The sequence below is a fragment of the Stenotrophomonas sp. YJH_SMC_46 genome, from assembly GCF_059370315.1.
In genome coordinates this window covers 504,824-520,347 of sequence record NZ_JCAFTO010000002.1, presented here as the reverse complement: position 1 = coordinate 520,347, position 15,524 = coordinate 504,824, and the positions used below count along the sequence as shown (strand labels likewise).

Below are 15,524 nucleotides of genomic sequence, written 5' to 3'. Positions count from 1 at the left end.
CGACTGCGACCATCGGTCACTACCGGCATCGATAGGACAGTTCGTCGTGGGAACCAGCTGACGATCCAGAGAATGGCACCGCGGCTGAAACCGCCGCTGAATACAAGCGCAGTTGCGCATTAAAGATTGATTGCCCGCTGCCGACAGCGGACAGAACACCCGGCGGCAATCCCACTTCGCACTGTCCGGCCAAACGAAAGGGCCCACGCGGGGCCCCTTCGCTTGCAGCATCCAACCGGAGCGATGGGTATTACTCCACCGTCACGCTCTTGGCCAGGTTGCGCGGCTTGTCCACGTCGGTGCCGCGTGCCAGCGCAGTGTGGTAGGCCAGCAGCTGCACCGGGATGGTGTGCACGATCGGGCTGAGCACGCCGGCGTGGCGCGGGGTGCGAATCACGTGCACGCCTTCGGACGCGTTGAAGTTGCTGTCCTGGTCGGCGAACACGAACAGCTCGCCGCCACGCGCGCGCACTTCCTGCATGTTCGACTTCACCTTTTCCAGCAGGCTGTCGTTGGGGGCGATCACCACCACCGGCATATCCTCGTCCACCAGCGCCAGCGGACCATGCTTCAGCTCACCTGCCGGGTAGGCCTCGGCGTGGATGTAGGAAATCTCCTTGAGCTTGAGCGCGCCCTCCAGCGCGATCGGGTAATGCAGGCCACGGCCCAGGAACAGCGCATTGGACTTGCGCGCAAAGCGTTCGGCCCACGCCGCGATCTGCGGTTCCAGGTTCAGCGCGTGCTGCACGCTGCCCGGCAGGAAGCGCAGCTGCTCCAGGTAATCCGCTTCCTGCGCCGCGTCGATGCGGCCATGCAGCTTGCCCAGCACCACGGTCAACTGGAACAGCGCGGCCAGCTGGGTGGTGAAGGCCTTGGTCGAAGCCACGCCGATCTCGGCGCCGGCACGGGTGTAGCAGACCAGCTCGCTGGCGCGCGGAATCGCGCTTTCCGGCACGTTGCAGATCGACAGCGTGTGCTTGTGGCCAAGCGCCTTGGCGTACTTCAGTGCCTCCATCGTATCCAGCGTTTCGCCGGACTGGGAAATGGTCACGACCAGATGCTTCGGGTTCGCATAAGCGGCGCGGTAGCGGTACTCGCTGGCGATCTCCACGCTGCACGGCAGGCCGGCGATGGCCTCGATCCAGTAGCGCGCGGTCAGGCCTGCGTAGTAGCTGGTGCCGCAGGCAATGATCTGCACGCCCTCGATGCCCGACAGCACCGCCTCGGCGTTCTTGCCGAACAGCTCGGCCGGGAAGCCACCGGCGTCGATCGCCGCTTCGATGGTGTCGCCCAGCGCACGCGGCTGTTCGTGGATTTCCTTCTGCATGAAATGGCGGTACGGACCCAGCTCCAGCGAGGCCAGCGACACATCGGACAGATGCACGTCGCGCTCGACCGGCTGGTCATGCTCGTCGAAGATGCGCACGCCATCGCGACGGATCTCGGCGGTGTCGCCCTCTTCCAGGAAGATCACCTTGCGGGTGGCCGAGATCACCGCCGAGACGTCGGAGGCGACGAAATTCTCGCCCTCGCCCAGGCCGATCAGCAGCGGGCAGCCCATGCGCGCGCAGACGAAGCGCTCCGGCTCGGCGCGGCTGACCACGGCCAGCGCATAGGCACCGGTCAGCTCTTTCACCGTGTGCTGCAGCGCCACCAGCAGGTCATCGCCGTCCTTCAGGTGGTGGTGGATGAGGTGGGCGATGACTTCGGTATCGGTCTGCGACTCGAAGGTGTAGCCCAGCGCACGCAGCTTCTCGCGCTGCTCCTCATGGTTCTCGATGATGCCGTTGTGCACCAGCGCCACGCCATGGCTGATATGCGGATGCGCGTTGGCCTCGGTGACACCACCGTGGGTGGCCCAGCGGGTGTGGCCGATGCCCAGCACCGCATTGAAGCCCTCTGCCTCGGCCGCGGTGGCCATTTCCGACACACGACCGGTACGACGCACGCGGCGTACATCGCGGCGCTCACCCTGGTCGACTACCGCAATACCCGAGGAATCGTAACCACGGTATTCAAGACGCTTCAGCCCCTCGATCAGTACCGGCACCACGTCGCGATCAGCGATCGCACCCACGATTCCACACATGTCACGCGTTTCCTTGAAGACGATCGGCGCATTCTAGCCCGCGCGTCCGGCGTCGCCCTCCTGTCCGCTTAATGAAAGTGTCCGGAAAGGTGTCCGCGGACACCCGGACACTTCGCCTCCTCATCCAACCTGTTGAACCAAAAGGAAATAAGGTTGGCACGCAACCTGCTTGGTACTGGTTACCACCGTCAGGCACGCATCCGATGATCCGCGACACCTCCGCACAGGACCAGATCGTTTCCACCGCCCCGGCCGGCACCTCCCGCGTGGCCTGGCACCGCTATCGCTGGCCGGCGCTGGGTGCCATCGCGCTGCTGGCCGGCATCGGCTGGGCGGTACATGCCTGGTCCAATGCCAGCCGCTCCTTCGACAGCAGCCGCGTGCGCATCGCCGAAGTGAAGCGCGGCGACCTGGTGCGCGACATCGCCGCCGACGGCCGCGTGATCGCCGCCAACAGCCCGATCCTGTATGCCATCTCGGCCGGTACCGTGGACCTGAAGGTGGTCGCCGGTGACGTGGTCAAGAAGGGCCAGGAGCTGGCGATCATCGACAGCCCGGAACTGCGCAGCAAGCTGGCCCAGGAACAGGCAACGCTGGCCGGGCTGGAAGCCGAGGCCAGCCGCGCCGCGCTGGACGCGACCCTGGCCCGCGCCAAGTCCCGCAAGGAAACCGACCAGGCCACCATCGAGCGTCAGGCCGCCGACCGTGACCTGCAGCGCTACCAGCGCGGCTACGACGGCGGCGCGGTACCGCAGATCGACCTGGCCAAGGCCAAGGATTCGCTGAAGAAAGCCGACATCGCCCTGGCCAACGCCACCACCGATGCGCGCCTGCAGAGCCAGGGCGCCGACCTGGATGCCCGCAACAAGCGCCTGCTGGCCGACCGCCAGAAAGCGGTGGTGGCCGAAGTGCAGCGCCAGGTCGATGCGCTGACGCTGCGCGCGCCCTTCGATGGCCAGGTTGGCCAGGTGCAGGCCGTGCAGTCCACCAACCTGGCCGCCAACGCGCCGGTGCTGGGCGTAGTCGACCTGTCCAAGTTCGAGGTCGAGATCAAGGTGCCGGAGAGCTTCGCCCGCGACCTGGCGATCGGCATGCCGGCCCAGCTGACCGGTGGCAACGGCCAGCCGTTCCCGGGCGAGATCAGCGCAGTATCGCCGGAAGTGGTCAACGGCGAGGTCAACGCCCGCGTGCGCTTTGCCAGCGCGCAGCCGGAAGGCCTGCGCCAGAGCCAGCGGATGTCGGTGCGCGTGCTGCTCGATACCCGCAAGGACGTGCTGAAGGTCGAGCGCGGCCCGTTCGTCGAACAGGGCAACGGCATGGCCTACGTGATGGATGGCCGCACCGCCGTGCGCCGTCCGGTGGAACTGGGCGTCAGCAGCCTGGGCGAAGTGGAAATCAAGTCCGGTGTGCAGCCAGGCGACCGCATCGTGGTCTCCGGCAGCGACCTGTTCAAGGACGCCGAACGCGTCTCCGTCAACTGACACCTGATACCTGAATCCTGGAGAGAGGACACCCCATGTACATGCTCGAAATGCGTTCGGTCGCCAAGGTCTTCCGTACCGAACAGGTGGAGACCCACGCTCTGCGCTCGCTGGAACTGCAGGTCAAGGAAGGCGAGTTCGTCGCCGTCACCGGCCCGTCCGGTTCCGGCAAGACCACGTTCCTCAACATCGCCGGCCTGCTGGAAACCTTCACCAGCGGTACCTACCTGCTGGACGGGCAGGATGTGAGCACGCTGGGCGACGACGCACGCAGCCGCCTGCGCAACCAGAAGATCGGCTTCATCTTCCAGGGCTTCAACCTGATTCCCGATCTGAATCTGTTCGACAACGTCGACGTACCGTTGCGCTATCGGAAGATGAGCGCCAACGAGCGCCGCGAGCGCATCGAGAAGGCGCTGACCCAGGTCGGCCTGGGTTCGCGCATGAAGCACTACCCGAATGAGCTGTCCGGCGGCCAGCAGCAGCGCGCGGCCATCGCACGCGCCCTGGCCGGCAGCCCTCGCCTGCTGCTGGCCGACGAACCGACCGGCAACCTGGATACGCAGATGGCGCGCGGTGTGATGGAACTGCTGGAGGAGATCAACGCCGCCGGCACCACCATCGTGATGGTCACCCATGATCCGGAACTGGCCGCGCGTGCGCAGCGCAACGTGCACATCGTCGATGGCCAGGTCACCGACCTGGTGCGCGAGCCGGTGCTGGCCACCCCGCCGCGCCACATCGTCGCCGTCAACGAGTGAGGGGCCGGCCATGTTCGCCTACTACGCCCGACTGGCGGTGCGCAGCTTCCGCCGCAACAAGGTCCTGACCGCGCTGATGGTGGTGGCCATCGCCCTCGGCATCGGTGCCTCGATGACCACCCTGACCGTGTTCCATGTGCTGTCCGGTGACCCGATTCCCGGCAAGAGCGACCGGCTGTTCTACGTGCAGCTCGATGCCGCGACCGGCGCCTATGTCGCGGGCGAGGAACCGGAAACCCAGCTGACCCGCTTCGACGGTGAAGCCCTGCTGCGCGAAGCCAAGGGCGAGCGCCAGGCACTGATGAGCGGCGGTGGCGGCACCATCGAACCGGACAACAGCACCCTCAAGCCCTTCAGCATCGACACCCGCTGGACCTCGGCCGATTTCTTCCCGATGTTCGAGGTGCCGATGCAGTACGGCCGACCCTGGACGCGCGAGGACGATGAAGGCCGCGCACGCGTGGTGGTCATCTCCAAGGCGCTCAACGACAAGCTGTACCAGGGCGCCAACAGCGTGGGCCGCGACCTGCGCATGGAAGGCCAGAGTTACCGCATCGTCGGCGTGATGAAGGAATGGAGCCCGGAGCCGCACTTCTACGACCTGACCACCGGCAGCTACGGCAAGAACGAAGACCTGCTGCTGCCGATCTCCACCTCGTTCGACCTGAAGCTGGGCAGCAACGGCAACATGAACTGCTTCGGCGAGAATCCCGATGGCAACAGCTACTCGCTCAACGCACCCTGCGCGTGGCTGCAGTACTGGGTGGAGATGGACCCGGCCAAGGCCGCCGACTACCGCCGCTACCTGGAGAACTATTCGAGCCAGCAGCGCCAGGCCGGCCGCTTCAAGCACCCGCCGAACGTGCGCCTGCGCACCGTGATGGAATGGCTGGACTTCAACGGCGCGGTGCCCAGCGACGTGCGCCTGCAGCTGTGGCTGGCACTGGGTTTCCTGGGTGTCTGCCTGGTCAACACGGTGGGCCTGCTGCTGGCCAAGTTCCTGCGCCGCAGTGGAGAGATCGGCGTGCGCCGCGCACTCGGTGCCAGCCGTGGCCAGATTTTCCTGCAGTGCCTGGTGGAAGCCGGCGCGGTCGGCGTGGTCGGGGGCGTGCTGGGCATCGGCCTGGCCCTGCTCGGCCTGTTCGCGGTGCGCCAGCAACCGGTGGAGTACGCAAAGCTGGCCCACTTGGACGGCAACATGCTGCTGCTCGCGCTGGGCCTGACCCTGTTCGCCAGCCTTGCCGCCGGTTTCCTGCCTGCCTGGCGCGCCATGCAGGTCACTCCGGCCATCCAGCTCAAGTCGCAGTAAGCAATCGAACGAGGACTCCCATGGACATCCGCCCCATCCTCAGCACGCTGCGCCGGCACAAGACTGCCGCTGCCCTGATCGTGCTGGAAGTCGCACTGACCTGCGCCATCGTCTGCAACGCGCTGTTCCTGGTCAGCCAGCGCGTGGAGAAGATCAGCATGCCCAGCGGCATCGCCGAGAACGAACTGGTGATGCTCCGCGTCAGCGGCATCGGCAAGCAGACCGATGCCATGGCCCGCACCCGTGAGGACCTGGCGTCATTGCGTGCGCTTCCCGGCGTCAGCAACGTCACCATCATCAACCAGGTGCCTTTCCGCAACGGCTCGTCCAGCAGCAGCATCTCGCGGGAGATCGACCAGGAACGGCCGACCACCAACGCTTCGATGTACACCCTGTCCGAGAACGGGCTGGCCACGATGGGCATCAACCTGATCGCCGGCCGCGATTTCCTGCCCGGCGAGTACCAGAACTTCGAAGACGCCAGCAAGGGGGGCGCCAAGGAAAACGCCATCCCGGTCATCCTCACCCAGGCCACCGCCGCCAAGATGGAACCCAACGGCAGCGCGCTGGGCAAGACCTACTACATGGGCAAGCAGCCGCTGCACGTGGTCGGCATCGTCGACACGCTCAGCACGCCCAACGGCTGGAATGACAACTGGACGAACTCCATGCTGCTGCCCATGCGGCGCACCTTCGACGAGGGTGGCACCTATGTGCTGCGCACTTCGCCGGAACGCCGCCAGGAGGTGCTTGATGCGGGGGCTGCTGTACTGGAGCGCAACGACCCCAACCGGCTGATGCGCGACAAGCTGACCTATGAAGACCAGCGCAACGACTTCTTCAAGAACGACCGCGCGATGGTTGGCCTGCTGATCACCGTCAGCGTCTCGCTGCTGGTGGTCACCGCACTGGGCATCATCGGCCTGGCCAGCTTCTGGGTGCAGCAGCGCAGCAAGCAGATCGGCATTCGCCGCGCACTCGGTGCCACCCGCGGGCAGATCCTGCGCTACTTCCAGACCGAGAACTTCCTGCTGGCCTCGCTGGGCATCGTGCTGGGCATGCTGGCGGCCTACGCGATCAATCTGGCACTGATGAACCTGTACGAGCTGCCACGCATGCCCCTGTACTACCTGCCGCTGGGCGCGCTGCTGCTGTGGGTGCTGGGCCAGGTCGCGGTGTTCGGGCCGGCCCGGCGCGCGGCAGCGGTCCCGCCCGCAGTTGCCACGCGGGGCGCGTGAGATGCGTGCCTGCCGGATGCTGTTGATGGCACTGCTGCCACTGCCGGCGCTGGCCGGCGGTGGCAGCTCGCAGACGCTGGAATGGCGCCAGGATGATGCCCGCCTGGCGCTGCGCTCGACCGAGGGCCAGGTACGGGTGGAAGCCGCGCGTCCGGAAGCCCGCTTCGGCGTGCGCAGCGGCGACCGCATCCTGCGCCTGGACGATACGGCTGTGCGGCGCATCGAGCATCTTGCCGATGCGCTGCGGCATTCCAGTGCCCCGACTGCGTACCTGTTGCTGCGCCGCGACAAACGCGAGCTCACCGTCCCGGTGGACGCCACCTCGTGGCGGCTGGCGCTGGTCGCTCCGCCACCGCCGCCACCGCCGCCACCAGCGCGGCGCTGAAACCAGCCCGCCCTCGTCGCCGCGGCTTTGGCTATGCTTGATGGGTGGCGCCGGGCTCTCCCGGCGTATGGATACGAACACGGCTCCATCGGCGCCGCCCATCCCTTTCTGCAGAACTGCTTGATGCCTTCGATCCTGATCATCGACGACAACGCCAGCGTGAGCACCGCGCTGGACGTGCTGTTCTCCCTGCATGACATCGACACCCTGCAGGCGCAGAGCCCGGCCGAAGGGCTGGCCCTGCTCGAGTCGCAGCCGGTTGATCTGGTGATCCAGGACATGAATTTCAGCGAGGACACCACCTCCGGCGAGGAGGGCGAAGCGCTGTTCGCACAGATCCGCGCGCGCCACCCGGACCTGCCGGTGATCCTGCTCACCGCCTGGACCCACCTGAGCAGCGCGGTGGACCTGGTCAAGGCCGGTGCCGCCGACTACCTGGCCAAGCCCTGGGACGACCGCAAGCTGCTGACCACGGTCAACAACCTGCTCGAGCTGTCCGAGGCACGCCGCGAGCTGGACCGGCGGCGCGCGCGTGAGCTGCGGCAGCGCAACGCGCTGGAAGAGAAGTACAAGCTCTGTGGCGCGGTCTTTGCAGATCCGGCCAGCGAGCGCGTCATCGCGCTCGCCTGCCAGGTCGCGCGCTCCGAACTGCCGGTGCTGATCACCGGTCCCAACGGCGCTGGCAAGGAGAAGATCGCGCAGATCATCCAGGCCAACTCGCTGGTGGCCAAGGGCCCGTTCATCACGGTCAACTGCGGCGCATTGCCGTCGGAACTGATCGAAGCCGAACTGTTCGGTGCCGAGGCCGGTGCGTACACCGGCGCCAACAAGGCACGCGAAGGCAAGTTCGAGGCCGCCGATGGTGGCACCCTGTTCCTGGATGAGATCGGCAACCTGTCGCTGGGCGGGCAGATGAAGCTGCTGCGTGTGCTGGAAACCGGCCGCTTCGAGCGTCTTGGCTCCAATCGCGAGCGCCAGGTCAAAGTCCGCGTGGTCAGTGCGACCAATGCCGACCTGCCGGCGATGATCCGCGACGGCACCTTCCGCGAAGACCTGTACTACCGCCTCAATACGGTGGAACTGGTACTGCCACCATTGGCCGAACGCCCGGGCGACATCGTGCCGCTGGCCGAGCGCTTCCTGACCGCCGGCAAGCCGCTGTCCAGCGCCGCCACCGCGGCCCTGCAACGGCACCCCTGGCCCGGCAACGTGCGCGAACTGCGCAACGTTATCCAGCGCGCCGAGCTGCTGGCGACCGGCAACCGCATCGAAGTGGCCGACCTGAACCTGCCGCGTGCCGCACCTGCTTCGCGACCGGCGCCCAGTGCCGGCAATGATCCTGACCGTGCTCGCATCGAGGATGTGCTGGCGCGCAACCACGGCGTCATCGCCCAGGCCGCCGCCGAACTTGGCCTGAGCCGCCAGGCGCTGTACCGGCGCATGGACCGGCACGGCATCCCACGCGAATGAAGCGGCGTTCGTTCACCTTCCGTCTGTTCCTGCGCCTGCTGCCGGTGCTGGCGCTGGCCGCCGCGTTGCCGTGGCTGCTGGCGTACTGGATGGACCACGGCTGGGTTGTGACCACCGTGTCGGCACTGATCCTGCTGTCGCTGATGTGGTGGACGCTGCGCCGTGCCACCGCCCCCGTGCGGTCACTGATGCGGGCCCTGGCGGGCACCACCAGCAGCTATCGCGACGGCGAATACAACTTCGGCGTGCACTGGCCCGGCAATGACGAGCTCGGCGACCTGGTGCAGGCACACCGCGAACTGGGTGATGTACTGCGTGCACAGCGGCAGGGCCTGGTGCAACGCGAGCTGCTGCTGGACACAATGGTGCAGAACACGCCGGTGGCGATGCTGCTGATCGCCTCCGGCGGCGATGGCATCGCCCGCGTGGTGTTCTCCAACTTGGCCGCGCGCAAGTTGCTGCATGGCGGCTGGAAGCTGGAAGGACAGCGCCTGGAGGACGTGCTGGAACAGGTGCCGGTGGAACTGCGCGATGCCATCGCCCGCGGCGGCGACAGCCTGTTCGCGGTGCATGCGGAAGGCGAAGACAGCGACGAGGATGACGAACAGGTCTATCACCTCTCACGTCGTTCTTTCCACCTCAATGGCCGTCCGCACGACCTGTTGCTGGTACGCCTGCTCACCGCCGAGCTGCGCCGCCAGGAAGTGCAGACGTGGAAGAAGGTGATCCGGGTGATCAGCCATGAGCTGAACAACTCGCTGGCACCGATCGCTTCGCTGGCACACTCCGGCGGAGTGCTGGTGCAGCGCGAGCGCTTCGATCGGCTGCCGGAGATCTTCACCACCATCGAAGACCGGGCGCGCCATCTGGAAGGTTTCATTCGCGGCTATGCGCGTTTTGCCAAGCTGCCGCAGCCGCAGTTGCAGACCGTGCACTGGGCCCCCTTCCTGTCCAGCCTGCGCCAGCAGATTCCGTTCACCATGGAGCGCGAGCCGGACGAGGAACTGAGCAGCCGCATCGACATCGCGCAGTTCGGGCAGGCGTTGTTGAACCTGTTGAAGAACGCGCATGAGGCCGGCGCCGAAGCCGATCCGCCCAATGATGACGTGCAGGTGCAGCTGACGCGGTTGCCACAATGGCTGCGCCTGGATGTGCTGGACCGTGGCAAGGGCATGAACGAGCAGGTGCTGCAGAACGCGCTGATGCCGTTCTATTCCACCAAGCGCAACGGCACCGGGCTGGGGCTGGCGTTGACCCGCGAGATCGTGGAGGCGCACGGCGGGCGTGTGTCACTGCAGAATCGTGGCGATGGCGGGTTGTGCGTCTCGATCCTGCTGCCGGTGGGGTGAGTTGCCGACTTGGCTCGGTCTGCCAGTAGATCCACGCCATGCGTGGATGTGCCGACCAGGGTCGGCACCTACCAGACCCGCCGCATCGCCACCCGCAGGTGCATCGGAAACCCGAGCGCAGCCTCTTCGGCCATAACCGACTGCAGCCCGGCATCCCACTCCGCCTCCGGCACTTCAACGAATCCTTCGCTGGCATAGAAAGGCGCATTCCACGGTACGTCGATCAACGTTGTCAGCACCGCTGACGCGTAGCCGTCGGCCCTGGCCTGTGCCAACGCATGGCGCAACAACGCGCGGCCATGGCCTTGCCGCCCGTGTGCAGGATCCACATCCATCTGCAGCACATGGAACTCGCCTGCCAATTCTCCCGCCAGCACGTAGCCGGCAATGCCGCCGCCGGCCGCATCCACCACCCACAACTGCCCGCGCTCAAGGCCGTACTGCAGTGTCGCCAGGTCCAGGCCGTGGCCGGTGAACACCCGATAGGCTTCGTGGTCCCTGAGCAGTTCGCCAGCGCGCTGTTCAATGCCCGGCAGCAGGCCGAGCTCGTCGGCGTGCGGAATGCGTGCCTCAGGCCTTCTTGAGCGGGCGCTTCCAGCCATCGATGGTTTCCTGCCGTGCACGTGCCAGTGTCAACTTGCCATCAGGCGCGTTGCGGGTAATGACCGAGCCGGCGGCGATGGTCGCGCCTTCGCCGATCAGTACCGGCGCGACCAGCGAACTGTTGGAGCCAATGAATGCGTTGTCGCCGATGGTGGTGGTCGACTTGTTTACGCCGTCATAGTTGCAGGTGATGGTTCCTGCACCGATGTTGACCTTGCTGCCGATCACCGCGTCGCCCAGATAGGTGAGGTGGTTGGCCTTGCTGCCCACACCGAGGGTGACCTTCTTGGTCTCGACGAAGTTGCCGACGTGCACGCCATCGGCCAGCACGGTGCCCGGGCGCAGCCGTGCGAACGGGCCAATCTGCGCAGCGCGTTCGGTGACCACGCCGTCCAGATCACAGTGCGCACGCACTTCGGTGCCTGGCCCCAGGTTGACGTCCTTCAGCCTGTTGAACGGGCCTACGGTGACGCCGTCACCGAGCACGATGTTGCCTTCAAGGACAACGTCGACATCGATCAGCACATCGCTGCCCACGGTGACGGTGCCACGGATATCCAGGCGTGCCGGGTCGCGCACGCGCGCGCCCTGTGCGCACAGTGCACGCACCGCACGGCGCTGCCAGGCGCGCTCCAGCTGCGACAGCTGCCAGGGATCATTTGCCCCCTCGGCCTCCTGCACATCGGCGACCAGCGCCATCTCGGCCGGGGTGTACTCGTTCGCGGCGAACGCGAACACGTCAGTGAGGTAATACTCGCCCTGGGCGTTGCTGTTGGACAGCTGCGACAGCCAGCGGCGCAGCGCGGTCGACTCGGCGGCGATGATGCCGGTATTGATCGTGCGCACGCGCAGCTGGTCGTCAGTGGCGTCCTTCTGCTCGACGATGGAGCCGACCTTGCCCTCCGCATCGCGCAGCACGCGGCCGTAACCGGTCGGGTCATCGAGCTCGGCCACCAGCACGGACAAGCGGCCTGGCTGGGCCAGCAGGTGGCGCAACGTGTCCGCGCGGATCAGCGGCACGTCGCCGTACAACACCAGCACCTGCGCCGCATCGGGCACCTGCGGCATCGCCTGCGCCACGGCGTGGCCGGTGCCGAGCTGCTGCGCCTGTTCGGCCCACTGCAGGTCGGGCTGGTCGGCGAAATACTGCCGCACCGCCTCGCCACCATGGCCATGGACCACGTGGATCGCCGTAGGCTGCAACTCGCGGGCCACATCGATCACATGCGCCAGCATCGGCTGGCCGGCGATCGGCTGCAGCACTTTCGGCAGCACCGACTTCATGCGCTTGCCCGCGCCAGCGGCGAGGATGATGACGTGCAGGGGTTGGGTCATGGAAAAGGCGGTCCGTGGTTCGTTGCAGATGATTCTAGAGCGTGGGCCGTTAACATGGGCATCCCGCCTCCTTCACCACGCTGATGGGCCTCGTCCGCCAGGGAAGCACCTATCTCGTCATCGGGCTCGTGCAGCTGCTGGTCGATTGGCTGGTGTTCGTGGCCGCCAGTGCGCTGGGCATGCCGGTCGCGCCGGCCAATATCACCGGCCGCTTGGCCGGCATGCTGCTGGGCTTCTGGCTCAACGGCCGCTACACCTTTGCCGAGGCCGGTGCCCGCAAGCTGGGATGGAAGCGATTCGCACGCTTCTTCGGGCTGTGGCTGATGCTGACGGCAGCGAGCACGCTGCTGGTCAGCCTGGTCGACCAGGCGTTGGGCCTGCAGTACACGTGGCTGGCCAAGCCGCTGGTGGAAGGCGGGCTGGCCTGCGTGTCGTTCCTGTTGATGCGCTACGTGGTGTATCGCTGAGACGGGGCGGGATCCGGGATGCCGGATCGGGATCGGGATCGGGATCGGGATCGGGATCGGGATCGGGATCGGCATCGGCATCGGCATCGGTAGAGTCGACTCTACCCAGTCGGCGCTGCCCCGCCAGCACAAACAAGAACGCCGGCACAGGGCCGGCGTTCTCGTGGGTGCAGCGCGAACCTCAGTGCTTGAGATTCTTGCGCAGGCGTTCCAGTGCCTGCAGCTGGACGACGGCCTCGGCCAGCTTCTGCTGGGCTTCAGCCACTTCCATCGCTTCGCCGCGGTTGGCCAGGATGCGTTCGGCTTCTTCCTTGGCCTTGCGGACCGAGGCTTCGTCGATGTCCTGCGCGCGGATCGCGGTGTCGGCCAGCACGGTCACCACCTGCGGCTGCACTTCCAGGATGCCGCCGGAAATGGCGAAATCCAGCTGCTCGCCATTCGGCGTGGTCACCACCACCTTGCCCGGCTTCAGGCGGGTGATCAGCGGCGCGTGCTTGGGCGCGATGCCCAGTTCGCCCAGCTCACCGGTGGCCACGACCAGGGTCGCTTCGCCACGGAAGATTTCCTGCTCGGCGCTGACGATGTCGCAACGGATCGTGCTCATGCAAATCTCTTCGCTGTTCGCGGCGGCGCAATGCCACCGTGGGGGTCCACCGGCGCGGGCGGTTGCCCGGCGCCGGCGTCAGGTCGGGCAGGATCGCTCCCGCCCGTCCCGGATCAGGCCTTCTCGGCCATCTTCTTGGCCTTCTCGACCGCTTCTTCGATGCCGCCGACCATGTAGAACGCCTGCTCCGGCAGGTGGTCGTACTCGCCATCGACGATGGCCTTGAAGCCACGGATGGTGTCCTTCAGCGGCACGTACTTGCCCGGCGAACCGGTGAACACTTCGGCCACGTGGAACGGCTGGCTGAAGAAGCGCTCGATCTTACGGGCGCGCGACACGGCCTGCTTGTCCTCTTCGGACAGTTCGTCCATGCCCAGGATCGCGATGATGTCCTTCAGTTCCTTGTACTTCTGCAGGGTCTGCTGGACACGCTGGGCGGTGTCGTAGTGCTCGTGGCCGATGACCAGCGGATCCATCTGGCGGCTGGTGGAGTCCAGCGGATCGACGGCCGGGTAGATACCCAGCGAGGCGATCGAACGCGACAGGGTGACGGTCGAGTCCAGGTGGGCGAAGGTGGTCGCCGGCGACGGGTCGGTCAGGTCGTCCGCGGGAACGTAGACGGCCTGGATCGAGGTGATCGAACCGTTCTTGGTCGAGGTGATGCGCTCCTGCAGGACGCCCATTTCCTCCGCCAGGGTCGGCTGGTAACCCACCGCGGACGGCATACGGCCCAGCAGTGCCGACACTTCGGTACCGGCCAGGGTGTAGCGGTAGATGTTGTCGACGAACAACAGGACGTCCTTGCCCTTGCCGTTTTCGTCCTTCTCGTCGCGGAAGTACTCGGCCATGGTCAGGCCGGTCAGCGCGACGCGCAGGCGGTTGCCCGGCGGCTCGTTCATCTGGCCGTACACCATCGCCACCTTGTCCAGGACGTTGGAGTCCTTCATTTCGTGGTAGAAGTCGTTGCCCTCACGGGTACGCTCACCCACGCCGGCGAACACGGACAGGCCGCTGTGCGCCTTGGCGATGTTGTTGATCAGCTCCATCATATTGACGGTCTTGCCGACGCCGGCGCCGCCGAACAGGCCGACCTTGCCGCCCTTGGCGAACGGGCACATCAGGTCGATGACCTTGATGCCGGTTTCCAGCAGCTCGGTGGCCGGGGACTGGTCTTCATACGACGGCGCAGCGCGGTGGATTTCCCAGTTGTCGCTGGCAGCGACCGGGCCGGCTTCGTCGATCGGACGGCCCAGCACGTCCATGATGCGGCCCAGGGTGCCCGCGCCGACCGGCACCGAGATGCCGCGGCCGGTGTTGACGGCAACCAGGTTGCGCTTCAGGCCGTCGGTGGAACCGAGGGCGATGGTACGCACCACGCCGTCGCCCAGCTGCTGCTGGACTTCGAGGGTGATCTCGGTGTTTTCCACCTTCAGTGCGTCGTACACCTTCGGCACCGATTCACGCGGGAATTCGACGTCGACGACCGCGCCGATGATCTGAACGATCTTGCCCTGACTCATTGCTGCATCCTCTAATGTGTGCTTTGAACGAACGCGGTCAGACTGCTGCCGCGCCGCCGACGATTTCGGAGATTTCCTGGGTGATCGCTGCCTGGCGCGCCTTGTTGTAGACGAGCTGCAGGGTGCCGATCAGCTTGTTGGCGTTGTCGCTCGCCGCCTTCATCGCAACCATGCGTGCGGCATGCTCGGAGGCGACGTTTTCCAGCAGTGCCTGGTACACCAGCGACTCGATGTAACGCGTCATCACGTGCTCCAGCACGGTCGCGGCATCGGGTTCGTACAGGTAATCCCAGTCGTGGTGAGCGACCTGCTTCTCAGCCGGCGGCAGCGGCAGCAGCTGATCGAAGCTGGCCTTCTGCACCATGGTGTTCACGAAGCGGTTGTACACCAGGTACACGCGGTCGATCTTGCCTTCGGTGAAGGCGTCGAGCATGACCTTGATCACACCGATCAGCGATTCCAGCTTCGGCACGTCGCCGATGTGGGTCACGCTGCCGACCATGTTGACCTTCACGCGGCGGAAGAAGGTCGAAGCCTTCTGGCCGATGGTCACCAGGTCCACTTCGGCACCCTTGTCCTGCCATGCTTTGGCTTCGCCCAGCATCTTGCGGAACAGGTTGTTGTTCAGGCCGCCGGCCAGGCCGCGATCGGAGGAGATCACGATGAAACCGACCCGCTTGACCTGCTCGCGCTCGACCAGGAACGGATGCTGGTAGTCGGTGCTGGCCTGGGCCAGATGACCGATCACCTGCTTCATCGCCTGCGCGTACGGACGCGAGGTCTTCATCCGATCCTGCGCCTTGCGGATCTTGGAGGCCGAGACCATTTCCAGGGCGCGCGTCACCTTGCGGGTGTTCTGCACGCTCTTGATCTTGGTTTTGATTTCGCGTCCGCTTGCCATCTCTTGTTTCCC

Annotated in this window: 14 protein-coding genes; 8 read left to right on the top strand and 6 right to left on the bottom strand. The window is 66.0% G+C overall.

All coding sequences use genetic code 11. The features are described 5' to 3' along the window. Positions 1–250 precede the first annotated feature (250 nt). Entirely contained in the window at positions 251–2,089 is a 1,839-nt protein-coding gene (gene glmS / locus AC5P8C_RS07415) for a glutamine--fructose-6-phosphate transaminase (isomerizing) (RefSeq protein ID WP_019660720.1), read from the bottom strand. A 203-nt stretch (positions 2,090–2,292) separates the two neighbouring features. Here glmS and AC5P8C_RS07410 point away from each other — a divergent pair, with 203 nt between their 5' ends. From AC5P8C_RS07410 to AC5P8C_RS07380, 7 genes are all read left to right on the top strand, one after another. Then, positions 2,293–3,570 carry an efflux RND transporter periplasmic adaptor subunit gene (locus AC5P8C_RS07410; RefSeq protein ID WP_111102117.1) on the top strand — a complete coding sequence of 426 codons (1,278 nt, stop codon included), beginning with the start codon at positions 2,293–2,295 and terminating at the stop codon, positions 3,568–3,570. 35 nt (positions 3,571–3,605) lie between these two features. Then, positions 3,606–4,331 (top strand): ABC transporter ATP-binding protein, encoded by a 726-nt coding sequence (locus AC5P8C_RS07405; RefSeq protein ID WP_014648484.1) that lies wholly within the window; start codon positions 3,606–3,608, stop codon positions 4,329–4,331. 10 nt (positions 4,332–4,341) lie between these two features. Beyond that, positions 4,342–5,640 carry an ABC transporter permease gene (locus AC5P8C_RS07400; RefSeq protein ID WP_005419489.1) on the top strand — a complete coding sequence of 433 codons (1,299 nt, stop codon included), beginning with the start codon at positions 4,342–4,344 and terminating at the stop codon, positions 5,638–5,640. A gap of 20 nt (positions 5,641–5,660) precedes the next feature. Further along, positions 5,661–6,878, top strand: a complete 1,218-nt coding sequence (locus AC5P8C_RS07395) for an ABC transporter permease (protein ID WP_495218518.1) — start codon at positions 5,661–5,663, stop codon at positions 6,876–6,878. A gap of 16 nt (positions 6,879–6,894) precedes the next feature. Continuing rightward, positions 6,895–7,263, top strand: a complete 369-nt coding sequence (locus AC5P8C_RS07390) for a PDZ domain-containing protein (RefSeq protein ID WP_031270494.1) — start codon at positions 6,895–6,897, stop codon at positions 7,261–7,263. A gap of 123 nt (positions 7,264–7,386) precedes the next feature. Beyond that, complete coding sequence (locus tag AC5P8C_RS07385; protein ID WP_233653717.1) at positions 7,387–8,733, top strand: sigma-54-dependent transcriptional regulator; 1,347 nt, start codon at positions 7,387–7,389, stop codon at positions 8,731–8,733. Further along, positions 8,730–10,082 (top strand): sensor histidine kinase, encoded by a 1,353-nt coding sequence (locus AC5P8C_RS07380; RefSeq protein WP_019660726.1) that lies wholly within the window; start codon positions 8,730–8,732, stop codon positions 10,080–10,082. The genes AC5P8C_RS07385 and AC5P8C_RS07380 overlap by 4 nt, the downstream gene beginning before the upstream one ends. Positions 10,083–10,150: 68 nt before the next feature. Here AC5P8C_RS07380 and AC5P8C_RS07375 read toward each other — a convergent pair whose 3' ends face one another. Together AC5P8C_RS07375 and glmU are read right to left on the bottom strand one after the other, a co-directional pair. After that, entirely contained in the window at positions 10,151–10,684 is a 534-nt protein-coding gene (locus tag AC5P8C_RS07375) for a GNAT family N-acetyltransferase (protein WP_019660727.1), read from the bottom strand. Beyond that, positions 10,653–12,020 carry a bifunctional UDP-N-acetylglucosamine diphosphorylase/glucosamine-1-phosphate N-acetyltransferase GlmU gene (gene glmU, locus AC5P8C_RS07370; RefSeq protein ID WP_495218517.1) on the bottom strand — a complete coding sequence of 456 codons (1,368 nt, stop codon included), beginning with the start codon at positions 12,018–12,020 and terminating at the stop codon, positions 10,653–10,655. Before glmU ends, AC5P8C_RS07375 begins: the two co-directional genes overlap by 32 nt. An 83-nt stretch (positions 12,021–12,103) precedes the next feature. On the opposite strand from glmU, the gene AC5P8C_RS07365 reads away from it, so the two are divergent. Beyond that, positions 12,104–12,487, top strand: a complete 384-nt coding sequence (locus AC5P8C_RS07365; protein WP_495218516.1) for a GtrA family protein — start codon at positions 12,104–12,106, stop codon at positions 12,485–12,487. Positions 12,488–12,668: 181 nt separating this feature from the next. On the opposite strand, the gene AC5P8C_RS07360 is transcribed toward AC5P8C_RS07365, so the two are convergent. The 3 genes from AC5P8C_RS07360 to atpG form a co-directional block, all read right to left on the bottom strand. Next, positions 12,669–13,091: a F0F1 ATP synthase subunit epsilon gene (locus tag AC5P8C_RS07360; RefSeq protein ID WP_005419509.1), complete on the bottom strand. Its 423-nt coding sequence runs from the start codon at positions 13,089–13,091 to the stop codon at positions 12,669–12,671. Between the two features lie 113 nt (positions 13,092–13,204). Then, positions 13,205–14,611, bottom strand: a complete 1,407-nt coding sequence (gene atpD / locus AC5P8C_RS07355) for a F0F1 ATP synthase subunit beta (protein ID WP_005419510.1) — start codon at positions 14,609–14,611, stop codon at positions 13,205–13,207. 37 nt (positions 14,612–14,648) lie between these two features. Continuing rightward, the gene (gene atpG / locus AC5P8C_RS07350; RefSeq protein ID WP_005411129.1) at positions 14,649–15,512 is read right to left on the bottom strand and encodes a F0F1 ATP synthase subunit gamma; all 864 of its coding nucleotides are present in this window, start codon (positions 15,510–15,512) and stop codon (positions 14,649–14,651) included. Positions 15,513–15,524: the final 12 nt, after the last annotated feature.

What these genes read in the sequence shown, in the direction of transcription:
- AC5P8C_RS07390 (WP_031270494.1), top strand. Translation starts at nt 6,895, where the DNA reads ATGCTGTTGATGGCACTGCTGCCACTGCCGGCGCTGGCCGGCGGTGGC.
- AC5P8C_RS07405 (WP_014648484.1), top strand. Translation starts at nt 3,606, where the DNA reads ATGTACATGCTCGAAATGCGTTCGGTCGCCAAGGTCTTCCGTACCGAA.
- glmU (WP_495218517.1), bottom strand. Translation starts at nt 12,020, where the DNA reads ATGACCCAACCCCTGCACGTCATCATCCTCGCCGCTGGCGCGGGCAAG.
- atpD (WP_005419510.1), bottom strand. Translation starts at nt 14,611, where the DNA reads ATGAGTCAGGGCAAGATCGTTCAGATCATCGGCGCGGTCGTCGACGTC.
- glmS (WP_019660720.1), bottom strand. Translation starts at nt 2,089, where the DNA reads ATGTGTGGAATCGTGGGTGCGATCGCTGATCGCGACGTGGTGCCGGTA.
- AC5P8C_RS07395 (WP_495218518.1), top strand. Translation starts at nt 5,661, where the DNA reads ATGGACATCCGCCCCATCCTCAGCACGCTGCGCCGGCACAAGACTGCC.
- AC5P8C_RS07410 (WP_111102117.1), top strand. Translation starts at nt 2,293, where the DNA reads ATGATCCGCGACACCTCCGCACAGGACCAGATCGTTTCCACCGCCCCG.
- atpG (WP_005411129.1), bottom strand. Translation starts at nt 15,512, where the DNA reads ATGGCAAGCGGACGCGAAATCAAAACCAAGATCAAGAGCGTGCAGAAC.
- AC5P8C_RS07400 (WP_005419489.1), top strand. Translation starts at nt 4,342, where the DNA reads ATGTTCGCCTACTACGCCCGACTGGCGGTGCGCAGCTTCCGCCGCAAC.
- AC5P8C_RS07365 (WP_495218516.1), top strand. Translation starts at nt 12,104, where the DNA reads ATGGGCCTCGTCCGCCAGGGAAGCACCTATCTCGTCATCGGGCTCGTG.
- AC5P8C_RS07360 (WP_005419509.1), bottom strand. Translation starts at nt 13,091, where the DNA reads ATGAGCACGATCCGTTGCGACATCGTCAGCGCCGAGCAGGAAATCTTC.
- AC5P8C_RS07385 (WP_233653717.1), top strand. Translation starts at nt 7,387, where the DNA reads ATGCCTTCGATCCTGATCATCGACGACAACGCCAGCGTGAGCACCGCG.
- AC5P8C_RS07375 (WP_019660727.1), bottom strand. Translation starts at nt 10,684, where the DNA reads ATGGCTGGAAGCGCCCGCTCAAGAAGGCCTGAGGCACGCATTCCGCAC.
- AC5P8C_RS07380 (WP_019660726.1), top strand. Translation starts at nt 8,730, where the DNA reads ATGAAGCGGCGTTCGTTCACCTTCCGTCTGTTCCTGCGCCTGCTGCCG.